General features: G+C 71.4%; 8 protein-coding genes and 2 pseudogenes. 5 read left to right on the top strand and 5 right to left on the bottom strand.

Features of this window, described 5'->3' with window-relative positions:
- Positions 1-73 precede the first annotated feature (73 nt).
- On the top strand, positions 74-1,126 hold the full coding sequence (locus ACTOWY_RS08760) for a BTAD domain-containing putative transcriptional regulator (RefSeq protein ID WP_441309098.1): 1,053 nt from the start codon (positions 74-76) through the stop codon (positions 1,124-1,126).
- On the opposite strand, the gene ACTOWY_RS08755 is transcribed toward ACTOWY_RS08760, so the two are convergent.
- The 5 genes from ACTOWY_RS08755 to ACTOWY_RS08735 all read right to left on the bottom strand — a co-directional run bounded on the left by ACTOWY_RS08755 (position 1,074) and on the right by ACTOWY_RS08735 (position 6,520).
- Complete coding sequence (locus tag ACTOWY_RS08755; protein ID WP_441309097.1) at positions 1,074-2,240, bottom strand: serine hydrolase domain-containing protein; 1,167 nt, start codon at positions 2,238-2,240, stop codon at positions 1,074-1,076. The genes ACTOWY_RS08760 and ACTOWY_RS08755 overlap by 53 nt on opposite strands.
- An 87-nt stretch (positions 2,241-2,327) precedes the next feature.
- Positions 2,328-3,479, bottom strand: coding sequence for a methyltransferase domain-containing protein (locus ACTOWY_RS08750; RefSeq protein ID WP_441309096.1), 1,152 nt, complete (start codon positions 3,477-3,479; stop codon positions 2,328-2,330).
- Positions 3,476-3,886: an ASCH domain-containing protein gene (locus ACTOWY_RS08745; protein WP_441309095.1), complete on the bottom strand. Its 411-nt coding sequence runs from the start codon at positions 3,884-3,886 to the stop codon at positions 3,476-3,478. The genes ACTOWY_RS08750 and ACTOWY_RS08745 overlap by 4 nt, the downstream gene beginning before the upstream one ends.
- A 178-nt stretch (positions 3,887-4,064) precedes the next feature.
- Complete coding sequence (locus ACTOWY_RS08740; protein WP_441309094.1) at positions 4,065-5,123, bottom strand: DegT/DnrJ/EryC1/StrS family aminotransferase; 1,059 nt, start codon at positions 5,121-5,123, stop codon at positions 4,065-4,067.
- The gene (locus ACTOWY_RS08735; RefSeq protein ID WP_441309093.1) at positions 5,120-6,520 is read right to left on the bottom strand and encodes a glycosyltransferase; all 1,401 of its coding nucleotides are present in this window, start codon (positions 6,518-6,520) and stop codon (positions 5,120-5,122) included. Before ACTOWY_RS08735 ends, ACTOWY_RS08740 begins: the two co-directional genes overlap by 4 nt.
- 133 nt (positions 6,521-6,653) lie before the next feature.
- Here ACTOWY_RS08735 and ACTOWY_RS08730 point away from each other — a divergent pair, with 133 nt between their 5' ends.
- From ACTOWY_RS08730 to ACTOWY_RS08715, 4 genes and pseudogenes are all read left to right on the top strand, one after another.
- Positions 6,654-12,647 (top strand): type I polyketide synthase, encoded by a 5,994-nt coding sequence (locus ACTOWY_RS08730; protein ID WP_441309092.1) that lies wholly within the window; start codon positions 6,654-6,656, stop codon positions 12,645-12,647.
- Positions 12,648-12,721: 74 nt separating this feature from the next.
- Positions 12,722-15,307 (top strand): annotated as a pseudogene (locus ACTOWY_RS08725) (type I polyketide synthase); the annotation flags it as partial.
- A 27-nt stretch (positions 15,308-15,334) separates the two neighbouring features.
- A pseudogene (locus ACTOWY_RS08720) lies at positions 15,335-16,264 on the top strand (polyketide synthase dehydratase domain-containing protein); the annotation flags it as partial.
- The gene (locus tag ACTOWY_RS08715; RefSeq protein WP_441309133.1) at positions 16,238-24,166 is read left to right on the top strand and encodes an SDR family NAD(P)-dependent oxidoreductase; all 7,929 of its coding nucleotides are present in this window, start codon (positions 16,238-16,240) and stop codon (positions 24,164-24,166) included. The pseudogene ACTOWY_RS08720 and the gene ACTOWY_RS08715, both read left to right, overlap by 27 nt.
- Positions 24,167-24,193: the final 27 nt, after the last annotated feature.

Genomic DNA, 24,193 nt, shown 5'->3' with positions numbered 1-24,193 from the left:
GATTGCCGCCCTGGTCCGCCACTCGCCCCGGCCAGCACGCTCAGCGGGTCCGCCCAGGAACCGAGGAGCCGCAGTGCCCGCCACCACAACAGACCAGCTCACCGGCACCGAACACCGGCTGCTGCACGCGATCGGCCGTGGCCGCACCAACGCCGAGATCGGCGCCGAGCTGACCCTCACCGAGGACGCGGTGGCCAGCCACATCCAGCACCTCCAGACCAAACTCCACCTCCGTGACCGAGCCGCCCTCATCGTCTACGCCTTCGACCACGGCATCACCACCCCCCAACCCACCCCGGCCCCCGCAGCCCGCCTGCGAATCTCCGTCCTCGGCCCCCTGCGCGCCTGGCGCGGCGCCCAACTCCTTGACCTGGGCCCAATCCGCCAGCAAAGCCTGCTCGCCGCACTGCTCCTGCGCCCCGACACCACCGTCAGCCAGTCCGAACTACGCGACCGGGTCTGGGGCCTGGAACCACCACTGGCCAACGTGATCCAGGTGTACGTCTACAAACTCCGCAAATCCCTGCGCCACAACACAAACCCGGTGATCGAACACAACCGCCGCGGCTACCGCCTGCCCAGCAACGCAATGGACCTCGACCTGACCACCCTCACCAAGCTGACCACCCAGGCCGAATCCGCCGAACACTCCGGCGACCTGCCCGCCGCAGCCCGCGCCTACCAACGAGCCCTGAACCTGTTCCGCGGCAACCCCTTGCCCGGCCTGCCCGGCCCCTTCGCCGAAACCGAACGCCTCCGCCTCACCGACCGCCGCCTCACCCTGTCCCTGGCCAAAGCCCGCTGCCAACTCCACCTCGGCCACGAGGTACTCGACGACCTGTGGTCCCTCACCGCCGTGCACCCCCACCACGAACCCCTGGCCGCCCTGCTCATGCAGGCTCTCGCGGCAAGCGGCCGCCCCGCCGACGCCCTGGCCGTCTTCGACCGGTTCCGCGCCCGGCTCGCCACGGACCTGGATGCCCGCCCGGGGCCGGAATTGCACCGGATGCGGGCGGCGGTGCACCGCGGCGTGGTGGCGGAGCAGCGCGAGGACTCCGCCACCACCTGCGGCGTTACCTGCTGCCGCAGAGCGCGGACTCGATCACGTCCACCGGCGTGGGCTTGATCGTGGTGAACTCCCAGGCGTTGGTCATCATCGAGGCGTACCGCCCGTCCTCGGTCGCCGCGGTGATCGAGGTGTAGCCGGAGAAGCCGTAACCGTTGTGGAACCAGGCCTGTCCGCCACACGACAACGAGATCAGCTGCAACCCGAGCCCAACCCCCAGCCAGCGCGGATCAGCGGGGTTGGCGATGGTCGCGATCTTGCGCATCTCGGTCAGCGCGGCAGGCGAGACGACCTGCCCGGCCAGCAACGCCCGGAAGAACTTGGTCATGTCCGCCAAGCTGGACACCATCGCCCCCGCGGAACTGGACAGCGAAGGCTCGGCGCCCACCGGCATCGTGGTGGTCTCGGTCCAGAACTGCACCGGCCCAAACCGGACGCCGCGGTAGCCGGGGATGAACGGCGCGGGCAACGTCCGATCGCCCGCCGCCGAGTAGACGGTCCGGGTCAGCCCGAGCCGGTTGATGATCCGGCTGGTGACCGCCTCCCGCATGGAAACCCCGGTCACCTGCTCGACCAGCAACCCATTCACCATGTACCCCAGATTGCTGTAGAGCACCTGGGCCCCTGGCGCGGACGCCGGCGGATAAGTCTGCAATGCGAGCTTGACCAGACTGCGCGGCTCCACACTGCCATCCGGCTTGAGCAGCCCCGCCACCTTCGGCGCGAAGTCCAGCACGTTCAGATCCGGAATCCCCGCCGTGTGCTGCAAAATCTGCCGAACGGTGATCCGATTCCCATCATAACCGTTGCCCTGCACCAATCCGGGCAGGTACCGCTCGATCGGCGCGTCCAGCACCACCTTGCCCTCATCGACCAGCTGCATGACCACCGCGGCGGTGAAGGTCTTGGTCTGACTGGCGATCCGGAAATGCTCATCGGACTTGATCGGCCGCGCCGCACTGATCGACGCACTACCCGCGGTCAGATGCCAAGACCCGGCCGCGTTCCCCGCGTACACCGCCGCCCCCGGCCCGGCATGCGACTGGTAGCCATTGAGCGCCGCCTGGGTGTCCGCGTGGTCACCGGCGGCCTGCGCGGTGCCGCCCGTGGCGACCAGCGCCAGCCCGGCCACCAGGGCGACAGCCAGCGACCGGCGCCCACTGTGTCTGATCACGAAGTACTCCTCCTCCGTAGCCTTCGTCCTACGGGCGAAGCGTGGCAGCGGGGGGTGAAATCCGGATGAGATCGCTGGTGGGGCCGTCTATCCGTGGCTCAGTTCGCCGATCCGGTGGGCCGGGTCATCGAGCCAGATCCAGGTCGCGCCCGGGGTCACGGTCATGCCGAACCGTTCCCAGCCCGGCCGGCCCAGCTCCCGCCAGCTGAGGAGTGCGGCCTCCAGGTGACCCCATAGCTGCTGCGGACCGCCTTGGCGGACCGTGCGGTAGTCACCATCGGCTGCCAGTTCGACGTCGCACCAGGACCCGTCGGTGGCCGTGAGGAAGTTCGCGACGGGCTGACCGGTGTCCGGGTCCAGCCGCAGACCGGACCGGATACCGCCGGGCAGGTGGAAGTGGGCGAGGAACCAGGCGACCAGGTTGTCGAACGGGGAGGCGGGCAGCCTGGTCGAGGAGAGCCTGCCTGCGCGGTGGTCGTATCCCGCAGCGGCCGCATCGAGCGGGAAGTGGGCTGACCGCATGGGCATGAAGGTCGCCCATTTCGGCAGGAATCGTCCTTCGAGCCGATCCGCCTTCCTCTGGAGCAGCACCAGGTTTCCCGCGTTGACCAGCGGCTTGACGTCGACCAGCGCGATGCCGCCGACGTGCAGCTGCGCAGCCCAGCTCCACGGCACCGTAGGCATCGCGCAGGTGGCGATGATCCGGTCGTACGGGCCGTGCTCCGGCAGGCCCGCCGCGCCATCGGCGGTGAGCAGCGTCGGTCGGTGTCCCAGTGTGGCAAGCCGGTCCCGGGCGAGATCCACGAGATCCTGGTCCACATCCACGGAGTAGACGTTGGCGGCGCCCAGCGCGTGCGAGAGCAGGGCCGCGTTGTAGCCGGTACCGGTGCCGATCTCCAGCACCCGGTGGCCGTCGTCGAGGTTCAACGCTTCCAGCATGCGGATCATCAGGCTCGGCGTTGTGGTTGACGATCGGGTCACCTGCTGGCCGTTCTCCTCCGCGAGCGCGGTCACCAGTCCGGTGTTGGCGTAGACGGCGGAGAGCCACTGTTCACGTTGACCGGGATCGTCACCGTCGATGAGCTGCCACGCGGTGCCGGTCTGCTGATGGACGCGCGGGGCCAGCCGGTGCCTGGGCACGGCCGTGAGCGCCCGGTGCCACCGCCGGTCGTGCAGCACGCCGTCCGCGGTGAGCTGGTCGGCGAGTCGCTGGGCGCGGGCGGTCCAGTCCTCGGTCATGCGGGGTGTCCTTGGGAGAGTAGATCGGCAGGTGGGTCTGGCAGGGGTGGGTCGACGAGTTCGATGCCGATCGCGACCACACCCAGTGCTTCGCGTTCGGGTGGGTAGATCTGGCGGATGTTGGCCAGCTGCTCCGCCCGCGTCGCGAGCGGGTTGACCGAGGCGATGGGCTCGTGGTTGAACATCTCCTCGAAGCCGGTGTACCGGTTGACCCGGGTCACGCGGGTGAGCACCTGCTCGCCCTGGCAGCGGAACCGGATCAGCGAACCCGGCTTGATCTTGCGTCGGCTGGAGTCGTTGACGCGGATCTCGGTGGTCTTGCGGCCGGTGGCGATCAGGTCGAAGTAGCGTGTGTAGATGCCCATCTCGTGGGCGCGGACAGCGGGTTCGGCGGGGCGCGCGGTCATCAGCCTGCCCAGTTCCTGTGGTGTGGATGATGGTCGGTGCCTGGTCGGCCGCGTCCAGCTTGCACCGATGACCTATCGTACTCGATTCGCCACTGTGGGTAGCCGGTCGGTGAACGCGAAAAACCCGGGGGACACCCCAGCGCCGTGGGGTGCCGCCCGGGTCCGGGAACCGATCAGATCACCGGCTGCGGTAGAAGTCGCGCACCTTGTCCACGATGTACTCCTGGTCCTCCGCAGTCAGCCCCACATACGTCGGCAGATAGAACCCGGAAGCCGCGAACCGAGCCGCGTTCAAACTCGTCCACGAAGCGTCGAAGTACCCCGGCTGCTGGCTCATCGGCTTGAAGAACCGGCGGGTCTCAATGCCCTCGGTCTTCAGGTGCGCCCGCAGCGCCTCGCGATCCTCGGCCAGCACGTCGTACATCCACAGCACATCGCGCGGCGGCATCACCGTGATGCCCTTGATGTCGGCCAGGCCTTCGTCGTAGCGGCGCTCGATCTCCTTGCGGGCGGCCAGGAACTCGTCCAGCTGCTCGGTCTGGGCGAGGGCGACCGCGGCCTGCATGTCGGTCATGCGGAAGTTGTAGCCGAGCTTGCGGTGCAGGAAGCTGTGGTCGGGGGAGAAGGCCATACCGCGGAGGTGGCGCATCTGGGCGTCCAGCACGGGGTCGTTGGTGACGCAGACGCCGCCCTCGCCGGAGGTGATGATTTTGTTGGCGTACAACGAGAACGCGGCGATGTGCGCGACCGGGCGGACGCCGTGGGACTCGGCGGAGTCCTCGACCACCTTGAGGTTGTACTCGTGCGCCAGCTCCATGATGGGGTCCATGTCGCAGCGGCGGCCGTAGATGTGCACCGGCATGATTGCCTTGGTGCGCGGCGTGATCTTCTCTTCGATCTTGCTGACGTCGATGTTGAGGTCGTCGGCGCAGTCGACGAAGACGGGGGTGGCGCCGGTGTAGGTGACCGACCAGGCCGAGGCGATCATGGTGAACTCCGGGACGATCACCTCATCGCCGGGGCCGACGCCGATGGCGCGCATGGCCAGGGTCAGCGCGGCGGTGCCGGAGGAACAGGCCACGCCGTGCGACATTTGGTTGTAGCTGGCGAAAGCCTCCTCGAACTTGCGCACGTGCGGGCCGAGCGAGGAGATCCAGCCCTGCTGGATACCGGCCGTGACGTACTCGAGTTCGCGACCGGCCAGGGCCGGCATGGAGACGGGGTACCGGTAGCTCATGAGTTGCTCGTCTCGGTGAGTTGCGGGAGGGACAGGAGCAGATCCGCGGCGGCGGTGCGCCCGCCGGCCTTGGTCATCGCAGCGGCGAATCGCTGGGAGGCTTCGGCGTAGGTCTTCTGGCCCAGCACCGGGAGCAGCTTGCCGGTCAGGTCGTCGGCGTTGATCTCGGCTGGCCGGTCCACGGTCAGCCCGAGGCCCATGCTCTGTACCCGGACCGCCTGGTCGTAGCAGTCCACCCACAGCGGCCGCACCACCTGCGGTTTGCCGAAGTAGACGCTCTCGTGGAAGGCGTTGCCGCCGCCGTGGTTGACGAAGACCCGGACATTCGGGTGTGCCAGCACGTCAAGCTGGGAGGGCACCCAGCCCTCTACCCGGAGGTTGGCGGGCAGGTCGGCGGGCAGCAGTGGTTGCTGGGACTTGGGTAGCGACCACAGCACGTGTGCCTTGCCCTCGACCCGGCGGGCGACCTCGACCAGCGCGGCCACATCGCTCTTGGTGAGCCGGGTGATCGTGCCGAAACCCATATAGACGACGTTCTGCTGCCCGTCCAACCAGTCGGTCAGTTCGTCTGCAGGAGCCTGGGGGAGCGGTGGCACCATGGCGCCGACGAAGCTGAACTTCGCCGGCACGTCGAAGGGGTAGTCCAGGTCGGGCAGGGAGTAGCAGAGCACCCTCTCCGCCCGCTCGAACCCAGCCAGTGGCTTGCGCGCCTCCGGAGACACGCCCAGCTCCTGGCCGATCCTGGCCGCGGCCTGCACCCGTTTGCCCATGCTCGGGGTGAGGAACAGAGCCAGGGTGCGCAGCTGGAACAGCTTGTTGCGCAGCTTCTGCCCGGCCGACATGGGGTACGGCAGTGCCGACCGAGGGGTCGGGAAGTCGTCGGGGGTGTAACTCGGGCCGAACGGGGTGGTCCGGCTGACGATGTTGCTGGCCACGAACGGGCAGCTCAACACGTACGGGATGCCCTTGGTGATGGCGATGTCCAGTGCGTGCCTGCACATCACGTCGATCACCATCAGCGCGGGCCGATGCTGCTCGACCGCGGCTTCGAGCTGCTTGTGTTTGTCGACGGTGATCTCGGGCTTCATGTTGTGCCGCAGCAGCGCGCGGAAGGCGCCGAAGCGCGAGCGCTGGGTTACCGACCGATAGGTTGGTTCGTCCCACGTGGTGGGAGAAAGCTCCGGGACCTGCTCGCCGAGCGAGACGAACTCGATCTTGCTGGCGGCGGTCAGCGCCTCGACGTCGGCCCGCCGGACCTCGTCGCTGGCGAAGATCACGTCCTGCACACCGCGCCGGGCCAGCTCGCCTGCCAGCACCAGCATCGGGTTGGCCAAGCCGGCCGCCGGCAGGCTGACCAGCATGATGGGCTTACGCGTTCGGTCAGCGACCTCTGCCATGCGAACAGAGTGAAGCCCGCCCATCCCGGAAACTGCTAGAGATTGCGCGCGCCCGTGTCTGGGGGAATCCGCAGTTGGCCGTTTGTAACGTCGCTCCGGGAATCCCCTGGGAAACGGCGGCAAGGTGGTCGGGATGCGAAGTGAGGCCGATACATGTCTGGCACACGTGCGCGCTGCCGCGGCCACGCGGCTAGGAATGGCCGCGGACGCGGTCCCAGCCGAGGTGGCACTGCGTGAGCTGGGTCTGGACTCGGCCGGTCTGACCGGCCTGACCGAGGAGTTGTCCCGCCTGCTGGGGCGGCCGGTGCCCGCCTGGGCGCCCTACCGGCACCCCACGGTGGCCGCGCTGACCGCCTTCCTGGACGGGGCCCCGGCCCCGGCCGTGGCGGTCCAGGCGGCTCCCACGATGCGGGATGAGCCGATCGCGATCGTCGGGCTGGGCTGCCGCCTGCCGGGCGGCATCGGCTCCCCTGGTCAGCTCTGGGAGGCGCTGCTCGGCGAGGTGGACGCGATCGGGCCGGTGCCGGCCGACCGCTGGAACGCCGACGCCTGGTTCGACCAGGACGTGGCCCAGCCCGGCAAGATGACCACCCGCCGCGGTGGGTTCCTGGACGACATCGCCGGGTTCGACGCGGCCTTCTTCCGGATGTCACCCGCGGAGGCCGAGCACACCGACCCGCAGCAGCGGATCACCCTGGAGGTGGCCTGGTCCGCGCTGGAGGACGCGCGGATCGTGCCGACCGGGCTGACCGGCACCCGGACCGGGGTGTTCCTGGGCACCATGTGGCAGGAGTACCAGCAGGCCACCGGTGCCGACCCGAACGCGACCGGCTCGCATTCCGCGGTCGGCTGGGACACCTCGATCGTGCCCGCCCGGGTCGCCTATGCCCTTGGCCTGCAAGGCCCCGCGCTCTCGGTCGGCTCCGCGTGCAGCTCCTCCCTGGCGGCGGTGCACCTGGCCGCGCACAGCCTGCGCCGCGGCGAGTCCGACCTGGCCCTGGCCGGTGGCGTCAACCTGATGCTCACCCCGCACACCACGGTCGCGATGACCAAGTTCGGCGGGGTCAACCCGGATGCCCAGTGCCGGGCCTTCGACGCCGGTGCCAACGGCTACGTGCGCAGCGAGGGCTGCGGCATCGTGGTGCTGCGCAGGCTGTCCGACGCGCTGCGCGAGGGCGACCGGATCTACGCGGTGCTGCTGGGCAGTGCGATGAACAACGACGGCGCCTCCAACGGCCTCACCGCGCCCAACCCCGAGGCGCAGACCGACGTGCTGCGCCAGGCCTGGCAGTCAGCAGGGATCGCGCCCGCCCAGGTGTCCTATGTGGAGGCACACGGCACCGGCACCAAGCTCGGCGACGTGATCGAGGCATCCGCACTCGGCGAGGTTTTCGCGCCGGACCGGGTGGAGCCACTGCGGATCGGCTCGGCCAAAACGAACTTCGGCCACCTCGAACCCGCCGCCGGGGTGCTCGGCCTGCTCAAGACCGCGCTCTCGTTGCACCACGGCGAACTCCCGGCCAGCCTGCACTTCGAGGCGCCCAATCCGGCCATCGACTTCGCCGCCGAACGCCTCCAGGTGGTCACTGATCGTTCTGCCTGGCCCGAGGGCCCGCGCTACGCCGGGGTCAGCGGTTTCGGCTTCGGCGGCACCAACGTGCACCTCGCGCTGGCCCAGCCACCCGCCCGCCGCCGGAACCTGGTCGCGCTGGCATCGGACACCGCCGAGCAGCTCTGGCGGGACATCGCCGACACTACCCGCGGACCGGCAACTTCGATGCTGCACAAGGGATCCGGCCCGCACCGCGCCTTCGCTGCCCTGGACCGGCCCGGCGACCTGGCCGACCTGCTGGCCCGCGCCACCGTCGGCGAGGCCACCGGCGCGCCGCTGGTCTTCGGCTTCTCCGGCCACGGCAGCCAGTGGACCGGCATGGGCCGAGACCTGCTGACCCAGCCCGAGTTCCGCTCCGCACTGTCCGAAGTGGACGCACATCTGGCGCCGGTGCTCGGCCGGTCCGTGCTGGCCGACCTGACCTCCGCCCGGCCCCTGGAAAGGGTCGAGGTGGTGCAGCCCGCGCTGTTCGCGGTGCAGGTCGCGCTCTTCCGCACCCTGGCAGTCTGGGGCGTCCGGCCCGCGGCGGTGTTCGGGCAGAGCGTCGGTGAGGTGGCCGCCGCGGTCGCCGCCGGTGCGCTGACCACCGCCCAGGGTGCCCAGGTCATCGGCCTCTGGTCCCGCCTGGTCGGCGAACGCGCCTCCGGCACCGGAACCGTGCTGGTTTGCGACCTCGACGTGACGGAGGCAGAACAACGCTTCGGCGACCGGCTCACCCTCGCCGGGGAACTGTCGCCAGGACAGGTGGCCCTGTCCGGGCACACCGCCGCCATCGCCGCCGCCGAACAGGAACTCGGCGAGGCCGGGATCTTCACCGCGCGGGTGGCCATCGACTACCCCTCACACAGCCGCGAACTCAGCCCCCTGGCCACTGAGCTGATCACCTTGCTCGGCGATCTCACCCCCGCCGAGACCACGATCCCCTTCATCTCCACCGTCACCGGCGCCGAACTGGCCGGGACCGCCCTGGACGCGGCCTACTGGGCCCGCAACATGTGCGAGCCGATGCGCCTGGTCAAGGCCGTGCGCGCACTCCCAGAGGGTAGCCGGGTGGTGGAGATCGGCCCACACCCGGTGCTGCGCGTCTCGGTCGCCAAAACCCTTGGCAGCGAAGTGTTCTGGACCTGCCGCCGGGACCGCTCCGCACCGGAAACCCTGGAAGACCTGCTCGGTCTACTGTGGACAGACGGCGTGGACGTTGATTGGATCGCGGTCGACGGCGGCACTGACTCCGGCGAACCGGTGGCCTGGCCGCTCTCCGCCCAGTCCGCCCCCGCCCTGCGCGCCCAGGCCGACGCCCTGCGCACACACGTCACCGCCACACCCGGCCTGCGGATCGCTGACATCGGCCACTCCCTGGCCACCACCCGCACCGCCTTCGAACACCGCGCGGTGCTCGTCGGCGACCGCCAGGAACTCCTCGACGGACTCGCCGCGCTGGCCGCCGGCGAGGAAGCACCCGGACTGGTCCTGGGCCGGGCCAAGGACCAGCCCGGCCCGGTGCTGGTCTTCCCCGGCCAGGGCTCGCAGTGGGCGGGCATGGCCCTGGACCTCCTGGACAGCGCCCCGGCCTTCGCCGCCGCCCTCGCCGACTGCCAGCAAGCCCTCAAGCCCTACACCGACTGGATCTTGACCGAGGCGCTCGCCGACGAGGACGCCCTGCGCCGAGTGGACGTGGTGCAGCCCGCGCTGTGGGCGGTGATGGTCTCGCTCGCCGCACTCTGGGCCGCCCACGGCGTGCGCCCGGCGGCGGTGGTCGGCCACTCCCAGGGCGAGATCGCCGCCGCCTGCGCGGTCGGCGCGCTCTCCCTGGAAGACGGCGCCCGCATCGTGGCGCTGCGCTCCCAGGCCATCGCCCGCACCCTGGCCGGACGCGGCGGCATGGTCTCCACCATGCTCTCCCGCGCCGAAGCCGTTGCCCGGCTGGAAGAATGGGACGGCCGGATCTCCCTCGCTGCCGCCAACGGACCCGGCTCCACCGTGGTCTCCGGCGACCCCGAGGCCCTCGCCGAGTTCATCACCCAGCTCGAAGCCGATGGCGTGCGCGCCCGGCAACTCCCGGTGGACTACGCCTCGCACTCCGCCCACGTCGAGTCCATTGTGGACGAACTCCTTGACGACCTGGCCCCGATCCGGCCGCGCAAGGCCCAGGCCGCCTTCTACTCCACCGTCACCGGCGAGGCCCTGGACACCCGCGGCCTCAACGCCCAGTACTGGTACGACAACCTCCGGTCCACAGTGGAGTTCGAGGCCACCATCGGCGCGCTGATCGAAGCGGGGCACCGGATCTTCATCGAGGTCAGCCCGCACCCGGTGCTCACCATGGGCATCCAGGACGCCAGCCCCGAGGCGGTCGCCTTCGGCAGTCTGCGCCGCGAGGACGGTGGCCACCGCCGGTTCATCACCGCGCTCGCCCACGCCCAGGCGCACGGCCTGCCGGTGGACTGGCACCTGCCGACCGCTCGGTTGGTAGACCTGCCCGCCTACCGCTTCCAGCACCAGCGCTACTGGCTGGAGAGCACCCCCGCGGTCACCCCGGCCGCCGCCCAGCCCGCCGAATCCTTCTGGAACCTGGTGCAACAGGCTGATCTCGACGGTCTGCAGAGCCTGCTGGCCGTCTCCCCCGCCGCCACCCTGCCCGAACTCGTCGCCGCCCTGGCCGGCTGGCACCGCAGGGAGAACGCGGCCAGTGTGATCGGCAACTGGCGCTACGCCACCGCCTGGCGTTCGGTCGCCGAACCCACCGCCCGCCCGGCCACCGGCACCTGGCTGGTGCTGGCGCCCAAAGGCGAAGGACCGTGGGTGGAGGCCGTCGATGTCCTTGCCCAGCAAGGAATGCGGCTGATCACCCTGGAATGCGAGCACCACCCGAGCCGGGAAACCCTCGCCGCCGTCTGCGAATCCGCCCTCGGTGAGGACCTCACCGGCGTGCTCAGCCTGCTCGCGCTCATCCCCGGCGACCGGATCGACCACCCCGGTGTGCCCGCTGGCTACGCGGCCACTTTGCTTGCCGTGCAAGCACTTGGCGACGCCGGGGTCAGCGCGCCGCTGTGGTGCGTGACCAGCGGCGCGATGATCACCGACCCCGGCGACCACGAGGTCCGCCCGGACCAGCGGATGATCTGGGGAATGGGCCGGGTCGCCGGACACGAGCACCACGACCGCTGGGGCGGCCTGATCGACGTGCCCGCGCTGCCCCGCGAAGGCAGCTGGCGGCAACTGGCCGCCGCGCTCACCCGCGGCGACGGCGAGGACCAGCTCGCGCTGCGTCCCTTCGGCACCCTGGCCTGCCGCCTGGTCCGCCCCGCCGACCAGCGCGCCGACCACGCCGACTGGCGGCCGCGCGGCACCGTGCTGGTCACCGGCGGCACCGGCGCGCTCGGCGGGCACGTGGCCCGCTGGCTGGCCGACCGCGGTGCCGACCGGATCGTGCTGGTCAGCCGCCGCGGCCCGGCCGCACCCGGCGCGGCCGAACTGCGCGCGGAACTCACCGCCCGCGGCGTGCACACCCGGATCGAGGCCTGCGACGTCGCCGACCGGGTGCAACTGCGCACCCTGCTGGACCGGATCGGCGACCTCGACGCGGTGGTGCACACCGCCGCCGTGCTGGCCGACGCGCCACTGCACGCCCTGCACCTGGAACAGGTCGCGGTGGCCCAGCGGGCCAAGATCGCCGGCGCGTGGAACCTGCACGAGCAGACCGCCGGGATGAACCTGTCCGCGTTCGTGCTCTTCTCCACCATCGGCGCCACGGTGGGCATTCCCGGTCAGGGCAACTACGCCCCGGCCAACGCAGGCCTGGACGCGCTCGCCGAACTGCGCCGCGCCCAGGGCCTGCCCGCCACCTCGGTCGCCTTCGGCGCCTGGGACGGCGAGGGCATGGCTACCTCCGCGGTGCGCCCCACCCTGGAACGGCACGGCATCAACTGCATGGACCCGGAACTGGCCCTGCGTGCCCTGCAGGAGGCCATCGACGGCGGCCGCGCCACCCAGCTGGTCGCCGACATCAACTGGGACCGCTTCACCCCGACCCTCACCGCGTTGCGCCCCAGCGCGCTGCTGGCCGACCTGCCCGACGCCCGCCGCACCGCCCCCGCCGAAACAGTGGCGGAGCAGAGCCTGACCGAACGGTTGGTAGCCCTGCCCGCCCGCCGCCGTCCCGAACTGGTGCTGGACGTGGTGCTGCGGCACACCGCCATCGTGCTCGGCTACCGGCGCGGCGACCGGCCGGAGGAGACCAGCACCTTCCGCGATCTGGGCATCGACTCGGTGACCGGGGCCGACCTGAGCAAGCGGATCAGCGCGGAAGCGGGTCTGCGGCTGCCGGTGACCCTGGTCTTCGAGCAGCCCACCCCGGTCGCGGTGGCACAACACCTGTTAGCCCAGCTCGACCTCGACGTGTCCGAGGACGTCCCGGCCGTGGCGGAAGAAACCGCCGCGCCGATGGAGGACGTCTCCGACGACGAACTGTTCGACCTCATCGACAGCATCACCATGAGCCGGAGGAACACGTGACGGCGACCGAGCAGAAGCTGCGTGAGTACCTCAAGCGGGCTACCAGCGAACTGAACGCGCTCCGCGAGGAGCGCGCCCGGTCGAGCGAACCGATCGCGGTGCTCGCGATGAGCTGCCGGTTCCCCGGTGGCATCAGCTCGCCCGAGGACCTCTGGCGCCTGCTGGCCGCCGGTGAAGAGGCCATCGGGCCGCTGCCCGGCGACCGCGGCTGGGACCTGGACAGCCTCTACGACCCGGACCCCGACAACCCAGGCACGCTGTACGCGCGGGCAGGCGGATTCCTTGACGCCGCAGGCGAATTCGACGCCGCCTTCTTCGGGATCTCCCCGCGCGAGGCCCTGGCCATGGACCCGCAGCAACGCCTGCTGCTGGAAAACGCCTGGGAGGCCCTGGAACGGGCCCGGATCGTGCCGGAGTCCCTGCGCGGCAGCGATGTCGGCGTCTACATCGGCACCAACGGCCAGGACTACGCCGGACTGACTCAAGGCAGCGGCGACTCCGAGGGCCACGCCCTCACCGGCGGCGCGGCCAGCGTCCTCGCGGGCCGGATCTCTTATGTACTAGGGCTGGAAGGCCCCGCCGTCACCGTCGACACCGCCTGCTCCTCCTCACTGGTCGCCCTGCACAGTGCGGTGCGCGCACTGCGCGCGGGGGAGTGCTCCCTCGCCCTGGCCGGTGGTGCCACCGTGATGGCCGGACCGCAGCTCCTGGTCGAGTTCAGCCGCCAGGGCGGACTCTCCCCGGACGGGCGTTGCCGCGCGTTCAGCGAGGACGCCGACGGCACCGGCTTCTCCGAGGGCAGCGGCCTGGTCCTGCTCCAGCCACTCTCGGCCGCATTGGCTTCCGGCCGCCCGATTCTCGCGGTCATCCGCGGCTCCGCGATCAACTCCGACGGCGCCTCCAACGGCCTGTCCGCACCGAGCGCGAACGCCCAGCAGCGAGTCATCCGCGCCGCACTGGCCGACGCCGAACTGGACGCCGCCGAGGTCGACCTCCTGGAAGCGCACGGCACCGGCACCCGCCTCGGCGACCCCATCGAAGCCCGCGCTTTGCTTGCCACCTATGGCAAAGCCCGCTCCGGTGGCACGCCCGCACTGCTCGGCGGCGTCAAGTCCAACCTCGGCCACACCCAGGCCGCGGCCGGTGTCGCCGGATTCATCAAGATCGTCGAAGCCCTGCGCCGCGGCGAGGCCCCTCGCTCCCTGCACGCCCAGGAACCCAGCAGCCGCGTCGACTGGTCGGTAGGCGGCATCAACCTGGTCGCCGAACACCAGATCCTGCCCGCCACCGACCGCCCCTACCGGGCCGGAATCTCCGCCTTCGGCATCAGCGGCACCAACGCCCACATGATCGTCGAACAGGCCCCCGCCACCGAACCCGCCGACGACTTGGGCCAACTCGTACGCCAAGTTGGCCCAAGTGGGCGTACCGGTTTGCCCAAGTGGGACGGTCCGATCGTGCCGTGGGTCCTGTCCGGACACACCGAGACCGCGTTGCGTGCCCAGGCCGAGAGCCTGGCCGAGGCCGTGGCCGGACACCGGCCGGTCGACGTCGCCTGGTCCCTGGTCTCCACCCGCGCCCGCCTGGCCCGCCGCGCGGCGGTCATCGGCTCCGACGCGGACGAGCTGATCGCCGGACTGCGCGCGATCGCCGCCGGTGAGTCCATTCCGGGCGTGGTCACCGGATCCGCGCTCTCCGGCAAGACCGCCTTCGTCTTCCCCGGCCAGGGCGCGCAGCGCTCGGCCATGGGCGCCGAGCTGTACCGCACCTTCCCCGCCTTCGCCGCCGCCTACGACGCGGTCTGCGCGCACCTCGATCCGCTGCTGCCCCGCCCGCTGCGTGAGATCACCTTCGCCGCCAAGGACACCCCGGAAGCCGAACTGCTCAACCAGATCGGCTTCACCCAGCCCGCGCTGTTCGCCTTCCAGGTCGCGCTCTACCGCCTGGTCGAATCCTGGGGCGTTGTCCCGAACTACGTGCTCGGCTACTCCACCGGTGAACTCGCCGCCGCCCACGTCGCCGGGGTCTGGTCCCTGCCGGACGCCTGCTCGCTGGTGGCCGCCCGCGGCCAGCTGATGCAGTCGCTGCCACCCGGCGGCGCGATGCTCGCGGTCCGGGCGTCCGAGCAGGATCTGTTGCCACTGCTGGAAAACCGCGAGCACGAGCTGGTCGCCGGACTGGTCAACGGACCCAACTCGGTCATCCTCTCCGGCACCGTCGCCGCGATCGAGGAGATCACCGAAACGCTGCTGGCCCAGGGCCGCGAGGTCAAGCGCCTGGCCATGGAGCACGCCTACCACTCGCCGCGGATGGAACCGATGCTGGCCGAATTCGCCGAGGTCGCCGGCCGGGCCACCGCACGCGAACCCGAGATCGGCCTGGTCTCCAACGTCACCGGCGGCCTGATCAGCACCGAGGTCTGCGACCCCGGCTACTGGGTCTCGCACGTCCGCTCCACCGTCCGCTTCGCCGCCGGAGTCAGCACGTTGCTCGACGCCGGGGTGACCCGGTTCCTGGAACTCGGCCCGGACGGCTCCGGCGCGGCCATGGTCGGCGACTGCGTGGCCGAGGCCCGCCAGCGCGTCGCGGTGGTCGCCGCCCAGCGCCGCGACCGGCCCGAGGCCGAAGCGGTGCTGACCGGACTCGCCGAGGCGCACGCGCACGGCATCGAGGTCGACTGGCCAGCCGTGTTCACCGACACCGACCCGCACCCGGTTGACCTGCCCACCTACCCGTTCCAGCGCAGCCGCTACTGGATCACCCCGCGCAGCGCCGACGGCGCACTGGAACTGGCCCCGCTCACCCACCCCTGGCTGATCGTGGAACCCGCGCTGGCCGGTGGCCTCGGCCAGGTCCTCGCCGGTCGCCTCTCCGTGCCGGAGCACCCGTGGCTGGGTGATCACGTGGTACACGGGCACATCGTGCTGGCCGGGACCGGGCTGATGGAACTGGCCATCGCGGCCGCGCACCGGCTCGGCCTGGCCCAGGTCACCAGCCTGGTCATGGTCGCGCCGATGATGCTGCCCGAGACCTCCTCGGTCCGCGTCCAGGTCGCCATCGGCCCCGCGGTCGACGCCCGCCACCCGATCGCCATCCACAGCCGCCCCTCCGGCGCCGAACACGAGTGGACCCTGCACGCCGCCGGTGAACTTGACTCCGCCCCCGCCGCCACCGACGCTCCCGAGTTCGCCGACCTGCGCGAATGGCCGGTGCCCGGCGCGGAGCCGGTCGAACTGGACGGCCTCTACGACCGCTTCGCCGACCAGGGCGTGGACTACGGCCCCGGCTTCCTGACCACCACCGGACTCTGGCGCCGCGACGGCATCGGCTACGGCACAGTCAGGCTGCCCGACGGCCTGGACGGCGAGCCCTACGCCCTGCACCCCGCGCTGCTGGACGGCGCGCTGAACGTGATGCGGGCCTGCGCCGACGGCGGCCAGACCGCCGACCACGTGCAGATGCCGTTCGAGTGGTCCGGCGTCGAACTCTTCGCCACCGGCGCGAGCGAACTGCGGGTGCGGGTACAGGCCGAGGCCACCTCCGACGGCCGTCGCCTGTCCGTCTGGCTGGCCGACACCACCGGCGCGCCGGTGGCCCGGGTGCAGCGCCTGGACCTGCGCACCGCCCGGCCCGAGCAGATCCAGGCCGGGGCCGGACGGACCCAAGACCTCTACCGGATCGAGGAGCAGCGGGTCACCGCACCCACTGAGTCCGCCGCCCGGCCGAGCACGTTCACGGGAACGCTCCCGCTCGGCGAACTGCCCGCCGACATCGAGCGGGTGGTGATCGACGCGACCGGCCGGGAGGACTTCCCGGTCGCCGAGGCCGCGGCCGAAGCCCTGACCGCGATCCAGCGCATCCTCACCGAAGCGCCCGCCGCCGAACTGGTCTGGGTCAGCGGCGGCGGACTGGCCGGGGCCGCCGTGCGCGGCCTGCTGCGCTCCGCCCGCGCCGAGCACCCGGACCGGGTGCTGCGCTGGATCGACGTCGGCACCCGCACCCTGCCCGACACCGCCCTGGACCTGCCCGAACCCGAACTCCTGGTCCGCGAGGACGGCCTGTACACCCCGCGCCTGGCCCGGCTGTTCGACGAGATCAACGAGACCGTCCGGCTCGACCCGGACGGCACCGTGTTGATCACCGGCGGCACCGGCCAGCTCGGCGCGGCCGTGGCCGAGCACCTGGTTCGCGCGCACGGCGCCCGCAACCTGGTGCTCACCTCCCGCCGCGGCCCGGACGCCCCCGGCGCCACCGAACTCGCGGAAACCCTGGCCGCGGCCGGAACCGAAGCCCGGATCGTGGCCTGCGACGTCGCCGACCGGGACGCCGTGGCCGCACTCCTGGACAGCATCGACACCCCACTCACCGCCGTGGTGCACCTGGCCGGGGTCCTGGACGACGGCCTGCTGCTGCACCAGAACGGCGCCCGACTGACCGAGGTCTTCAACGCCAAGGTCTCCGGCGCGCTGCACCTGTGCGAGCTGACCAGGGACGCGCCCCTGGCCGCGTTTGTGCTGTTCTCCTCGGCCGCCGGGGTGCTCGGCACGGCGGGTCAGAGCACCTACGCCGCCGCCAACTCCGTACTCGACGAGATCGCCGCCCGCCGCCAGCGCGCCGGACTGCCCGCCACCAGCCTCGCCTGGGGCCTGTGGGAACCCGACGCGGACGGTATGACCGGCCACCTCGGCACCGCCGAACTCGCCCGGATGCGCAGGCAGGGCATTGTCGCCTTCCCACTGCGGCACGGGCTTGGCCTGCTGGACACCGCGCTCGGCCGGACCGAGTCCGCCCTCGCCCCGGTCCGCCTCGACCTGCGCGGACCGCGGCAGGAGGCCGAGCAGGGCGGCCACCTGTCCGCGGTCCTGCGCACCCTCGTCCGGCTGGCCCCGCGCCAGGCCGCCGCCCGCACCGCCGACGAACCCGAAACCCTCAAGGACCGCCTGGCCGCGCTGCCCAGGGACAAGCAGCTCGTCGAGCTGACCGCGATCGTGGTCCGCGAGGCCGCGGGCGTGCTGGGCATCACCGACCCGTCCGGCGTGCCCGCCGACGAGGCCCTGGTCTCCCGCGGCCTGGACTCGCTGATGGCGGTGGAACTGCGCCGCAGGCTCACCGCCGCCACCGGCGCCGCGCTGACCTCCACCCTGGCCTTCGACTACCCAACCCCCGAGGCCATCGCGGGCCGCATCGCCGCCATCCTCGAACTCACCCCGCGCGCGGCCGCCACCACCAGCGCCCGCCCGCAGACCGCCACCGAGGACGACCCGGTGGTCATTGTCGGCATGGCCTGCCGCTACCCCGGCGGCATCGAAGGCCCCGCCGACCTGTGGCGCCTGGTCGCCGCGGGCACCGACACCACCGCCGACTTCCCCCTGGACCGCGGCTGGGACACCGCCCGCCTGTTCGACCCCACCCCGGACCGCCTCGGCACCTCGCACACCCGCCTGGGCAGTTTCCTTTACGGCGCGGGCGATTTCGACGCGGCCTTCTTCGGCATGTCCCCGCGCGAGGCCATGGCCACCGACGCCCAGCACCGGCTGCTGCTGGAAAACGCCTGGGAGGCACTGGAACACGCGGGCATCGACCCCGGCACACTCAAGGGCAGTGAGACCGGGGTGTTCGCCGGTGTCATGTACAGCGACTACGCCACCCTGTTGGGCGGCGGCGAGTTCGAGGGCTTCCAGTCCACCGGCAGCGCGCCCAGCGTCGCCTCCGGCCGGGTCTCCTACGCCCTCGGCCTGGAAGGCCCGGCGGTCACCGTGGACACGGCGTGTTCCTCCTCGCTGGTAGCCCTGCACCTGGGCACCCGGGCACTGCGGTCGGGGGAGTGCTCCCTGGCCCTGGTCGGCGGCGTGACCGTGCTGTCCACGCCGAGCCTGTTCGTCGAGTTCTCCCGCCAGGGCGGGCTCGCCATAGACGGGCGCTGCAAGGCTTTCTCCGACTCGGCGGATGGCACCGGCTGGGGTGAGGGCGTGGGTGTCCTTGTCCTGGAACGACTTTCCGACGCCGTCCGGCTCGGTCACCGGGTGCGCGCGATCGTGCGCGGCACCGCGGTCAACCAGGACGGCGCGTCCAACGGCCTGACCGCACCCAACGGCCCGTCCCAGCAGCGGGTGATCTTGTCCGCGCTGCACGACGCTGGCGTGACCGCCGCCGAGGTCGACGTGGTCGAGGGCCACGGCACTGGCACCACCCTGGGCGACCCGATCGAGGCCCAGGCCCTGGTCGACGTCTACGGCCAGAACCGGCCCAACCCGTTGCTGCTGGGCTCGATCAAGTCCAACTTCGGCCACACCCAGGCCGCCGCGGGTGTGGCGGGTGTGATCAAGATGGTGCAGGCGATGGAACACGGCGCCGCACCCAAGACCCTGCACGTCTCCGACCGGACCAGTCACGTGGACTGGGCCGCGGGTTCGGTCGAGTTGCTGACCGAGACGGTGCCCTGGCCCGAGGTCGACCGGCCGCGCCGGGCCGGGGTGTCCTCCTTCGGTGCCAGCGGAACCAACGCGCACGTGATCCTGGAACAGGCTCCCGACCGACCGGTTGGTAATGCTGCGGAAATTGGTGTGGTGCCGCTCGCACTCGCGGCCAAATCGGCCGAGGCACTGCGCGCGCAGGCCGCCCGACTGGCCGACGCGCTCGCGGGCGCCGACGGCGCGGCGGGCGGGGCCGGTGCCGTTGGCCGGGTGGACGCGGCGGATGCCGGGTTCTCCCTCGCCACTGGGCGGGCCGCGCTGCCGGTGCGCACCGTGGTCGTGGGCGGGAATTCCGCCGAACTGGCCGACTCGCTGCGGGCCTTCGCCGAGTCCGGCACCGTGCCCGCCCCGGGCGCCGGTGCGCGCTCGATCTTTGTCTTCCCCGGCCAGGGCTCGCAGTGGGTGGGCATGGGCCGGGAGCTGCTCGACGAGTCCCCGGTCTTCGCCGCCCGCTTCGCTGAATGCGCCGAAGCCCTTGCCCTGCACGTGGACTGGAACCTGACCGACGCCCTCTCCGACGAGGGACTGCTCGCCAGGGTCGACGTCGTGCAGCCGGTCACCTGGGCCGTGAACGTCTCCCTCGCCGCGGTCTGGCAGTCGCTCGGTGTGGTGCCGGATGGAGTGGTCGGCCACTCACAGGGCGAGGTCGCCGCGGCGGTCGTCGCCGGTGGATTGTCCTTGCCGGACGGTGCTTTGGTCGTCGCCCGCCGCTCGCAACTCATCGCCCGGGTGCTCGCCGGACGTGGTGGCATGGCCTCGGTGGCGTTGCCCGCCGCCGAGGTCGAAGCCCGACTCCGCGACGGCGTTGGCATCGCGGCCGTGAACGGTCCCGCCGCCGTGGTGGTCTCCGGTGAGGTCACCGCGCTGGAGGAGTTCGTCCGCGACTGTGAGGCCGAGGAGCTGCGGGTCAAGCGGATCGCGGTGGACTACGCCTCGCACTCGCACTTCGTCGCCGACCTGGAAGAAGAACTCGGCCAGGTTCTCGCCGAGGTCAACCCGCGCACCGGCGAGATTCCCTTCTACTCCACCGTCATCGGCGACTGGCTGGACACCGCCAACCTCGACGGCGGCTACTGGTTCCGCAACCTGCGCCAGCGGGTGGACTTCCACGGCTCGGTCCAGCGGCTGATCGAGTCCGGGCACCGCCGGGTGGTCGAGGTCAGCCCGCACCCGGTGCTGGTGGCCGAGATCGAGGCCACCCTGGACGCCGCGGGCGTCGAAGGCGTGGTGACCGGCTCGCTGCGACGCGGCGAAGGCGGCGCCCGGCGACTCCTTGACTCCGTTGGCCAGTGGTGGAGTCGGGGTGGCGCGGTGGACTGGTCTGCCTGGTTCGCCGGAACCGGCGCACAGGCCGTGGACCTGCCCACCTACCCGTTCCAGCACCAGCGTTTCTGGCCCGCCGCAAAGCTTTCCGGCGACGCCTCCGCATTCGGCCTGACCGCGACCAACCACCCGGTGCTCGGCGCCGCGGTGCCCCTCGGTGACGGCTCGGGTGTGCTGCTCACCGGTCGACTGTCCAGGGACACCCAGCCCTGGCTGTCCGACCACCAGGTCAACGGCACCGCCATCCTGCCAGCCACCGCGTTTGTCGAACTCGCGGTCCGCGCGGGTGATGAGGTCGACTGCGGGCGGGTGGAGGAGCTGATCCTCGGCGCACCACTGGTCCTACCGACCGGTCGGGAGGTCGAGATCCAGGTCAAGGTGGAGGCCCCCGACGAGGACGACCGCCGCACCCTGGCCGTGCACGCCCGCACCGCCGACGCCGCCTGGACCCGGCACGCCACCGGCGTCCTCGCCCCTGGAACCCCTGACCAGGCAACGGATTTCGACGCCGTGTGGCCGCCGCGCGGCGCGGTCGAGATCGACCTGACCGCCTTCTACGACCAGGCCGCCGACTCCGGCTACCAGTACGGCCCCGCCTTCCGCGGCCTCAGCCGCGCCTGGCACGCCGACGGCGAGGTGCTCGCCGAGATCACGCTGCCGGAACGCCTGTCGGTCACCGGTTTCGGCCTGCACCCGGCTCTGCTGGACGCGGCCCTGCAGACCGTGCTGCTCGCCGACCAGGACGTCGCCGCCGGTGCGCTGCCATTCGCCTGGGAGCACGCCGACCTGCACGCCACCGGCGCGACCGCGTTGCGCGCCAGGCTCCGCCACCTCGGCGCGGACGGCAACGACAGCCTGGTCGCGCTGACCGTGGCCGACGAGACCGGCGCACTCGTGTTCACCACCCAGTCCCTGCGCTTACGGGCGGCTTCCGGCGAGGCAATCACCAGCAACGAGCCTGTCTCGCTGTACACAGTGGACTGGACGCCGCTGACCACCGCGGGCACCGACCCGGCCGGACTGGTCACCGTGGCGGATCTGGCCGAACTCACAGAGATCCCGCCCACCGTCCTTTTCCCACTGTCCACTGTGGCCGGTGACCCGATCAGCTCCGCGCACGACACCGCCGAGTTGACCCTGAACCTGGTGCAGCAGTGGTTGTCCGAGCAGTACGACGGCTCCCGACTCGTGCTGATCACTCAGGGCGCGCGCACCGGCCAGGATCTGGCCGCCGCCACCGCCTGGGGCCTGGTGCGCACCGCGCTCTCCGAACACCCAGGCCGCTTTGGTCTCCTGGACATCGAGTCCACTGAGGACATTCCACTCGCCTTGCCACACCTGGCCGAGGGCAACGAACCGCAGCTCGCCGTGATCGACGGCCAGGTCTGGGTGCCCCGCCTGGCCCCCGACACCAGCACTCTGCTCGCCCCGATCCACCGCTGCGACTGGCGGATGGACGCCCGCAACCCCGGCTCGGTGGACGGACTCGGCTTGGTGCCGACTACCGCCGCCGACCTCCCACTCACCGAAGGCAAGGTGCGGGTGGCGATCCGCGCCGCTGGCATCAACTTCCGCGATGTGCTCGGCACCCTCGGCTACGGCAAGGTCCTCGACCAGATCGAGGGCATGGCCGGGCAGATGGGCGCCGAAGCCGTCGGCGTGGTGGTGGAAACCGGTCCTGGCGTTGACGATCTGGCCCCCGGTGACCGGGTGCTCGGGGTGGTCGACGGCGGATTCGGGCCGATGGTGGTCGTCGATCACCGGCACGTCGCCCGGATCCCGGCCCACTGGACCGACGTCGAGGCCGCCAGCGTGCCCGCCGCCTACCTCACCGCCTACTACGGCCTGGTCGACATCGCCGCGCTCAAACCCGGCGAGAAGGTGCTCATCCACGCCGGCACCGGCGGTGTCGGCATGGCCGCCATCCAGCTCGCCCAGCACCTGGGCGCCGAGGTCTACGCCACCGCCAGCGAACCCAAGTGGGACACCCTGCGCGGCCTCGGCATCCCCGACGACCACATCGCCTCCACCCGCAGCCTGGACTTCGCCACCCAGTTCCCCACGGTCGATGTGGTGCTCAACTCCCTGGCCAACGAATTCGTGGACGCCTCGCTCGGCCTGCTCGCCCCCGGTGGCCGGTTCGCCGAGATGGGTGTCAACGACGTGCGCACCGAAGCCGAACTCGCGCCGTGGCCTGGCGTGGTCTACGAGGCCTTCCACGTGGACGAGGCCGGTCCGGAACGCACTCGCGGCATGCTCAACGAGCTGCTCGAACTCTTCGAGCAGGGCGCGATCACCCCGCTGCCCACCAGGTCTTGGGACCTGCGGCGCGCGGTGGACGCCTTCCGGTTCATGAGCCAGGCCAAGCACACCGGCAAGCTCGTGCTCACCATCCCGCGCACCTGGGACACCACTCGCGCGGTGCTGATCACCGGTGGAACCGGCGGCCTCGGCCGCGAACTCGCCCGGCACCTGGCGAGCCAGGGCTTCGACTGGCTGGTCCTGGCCAGCCGCAGCGGCGCCAACGCCGAAGGCGCGACGGAACTGGCCGAGGAACTGGCCGCCACCGGCACCCGCGCCGAGATCGTCGCCTGCGACACCAGCGATCCCGGTGCGGTGCAAGCACTTGTCGCCGACCTGACCGCGCGCGGCGGGCTCACCGCCGTGGTGCACGCGGCCGGGGTGCTCGACGACGCCACCGTGGACAGCCTCACCCCCGAGCAGCTGCACCGGGTGCTGCGGCCCAAGGTCGACGCCGCCTGGCACCTGCACCAGGCCACCCGCGAACTTGACCTGGCCGGGTTCGTGGTCTTCTCCTCCGCCACCGGCGTGCTCGGCACCGCTGGTCAGGCCAACTACGCCGCGGCGAATGCCTGGCTGGACGCGCTCTGCCAGCAACGCCGCGCCGACGGCCTGGCCGCGGTGTCGCTGGCCTGGGGCGCCTGGGCCCAGGCCACCGGGATGACCGGCCACCTCAGCGCCGCCGACCACGACCGGTTGCGGCGCAAGGGGATCGTGCCGTTCACCGTGGCGCAGGGCCTGGCCATGTTCGACGCGGCCGCCGCCACCGACCGGGCCCTCACCCTGCCCTTGGTGTTGGACCGCAACGCTTTGGCCGCCGACCCCGACCTGTCCGCGGTACTGCGCGAACTGACCAAAAAGGACCGTCGCAGCGCCGCCAAGACCAGTACGGGCACGGGCGGCCTGGAAGCCCGGCTGGCCACGCTGAGCCCCGAGGCCCGGCGCGAACTGCTCGGCGCCATCGCCCGCGAACACGTGGCCGCGGTACTCGGCTTCAGCGGCGCGGACGCGGTCGCCCCCGACCGCACGTTCAAGGATCTCGGCTTCGACTCGCTCACCGCGGTCGAGCTGCGCAACAAACTCGGCGCGGCGGTGGGCAGGCGACTGCCCGCCACCCTGGTGTTCGACTACCCGACGATCAACGCGCTGGTCGGACACTTGCTCACCGAGTTCAACCTGACCGACCTGACCCGGGTCGAATCACCGCTGGAACTGCTGGGACAGCTGGAAACCGCGCTCACCGACCCGGCCGCGGCCCGCGCCGACCGGGCCGTGCTGTTGCGGCGACTGGACGAACTCGCCGCCGCGCTGCGGCGCGACGAACCGCGCGAGGACGGACCCTCCGAAGCCGACATCAACTCGGTGTCGGTGGAGGAACTGTTCGACCTCATCGACGACAACTTCGCTGCACCGCAGGAATGACACGCTCTGTAGCCGACGGGCAGGTAC

Source organism: Crossiella sp. CA198 (genome assembly GCF_052078295.1).
In the GTDB taxonomy this organism is placed as follows: domain Bacteria; phylum Actinomycetota; class Actinomycetes; order Mycobacteriales; family Pseudonocardiaceae; genus Crossiella.
This window is presented reverse-complemented; position numbering and strand designations above follow the sequence as displayed.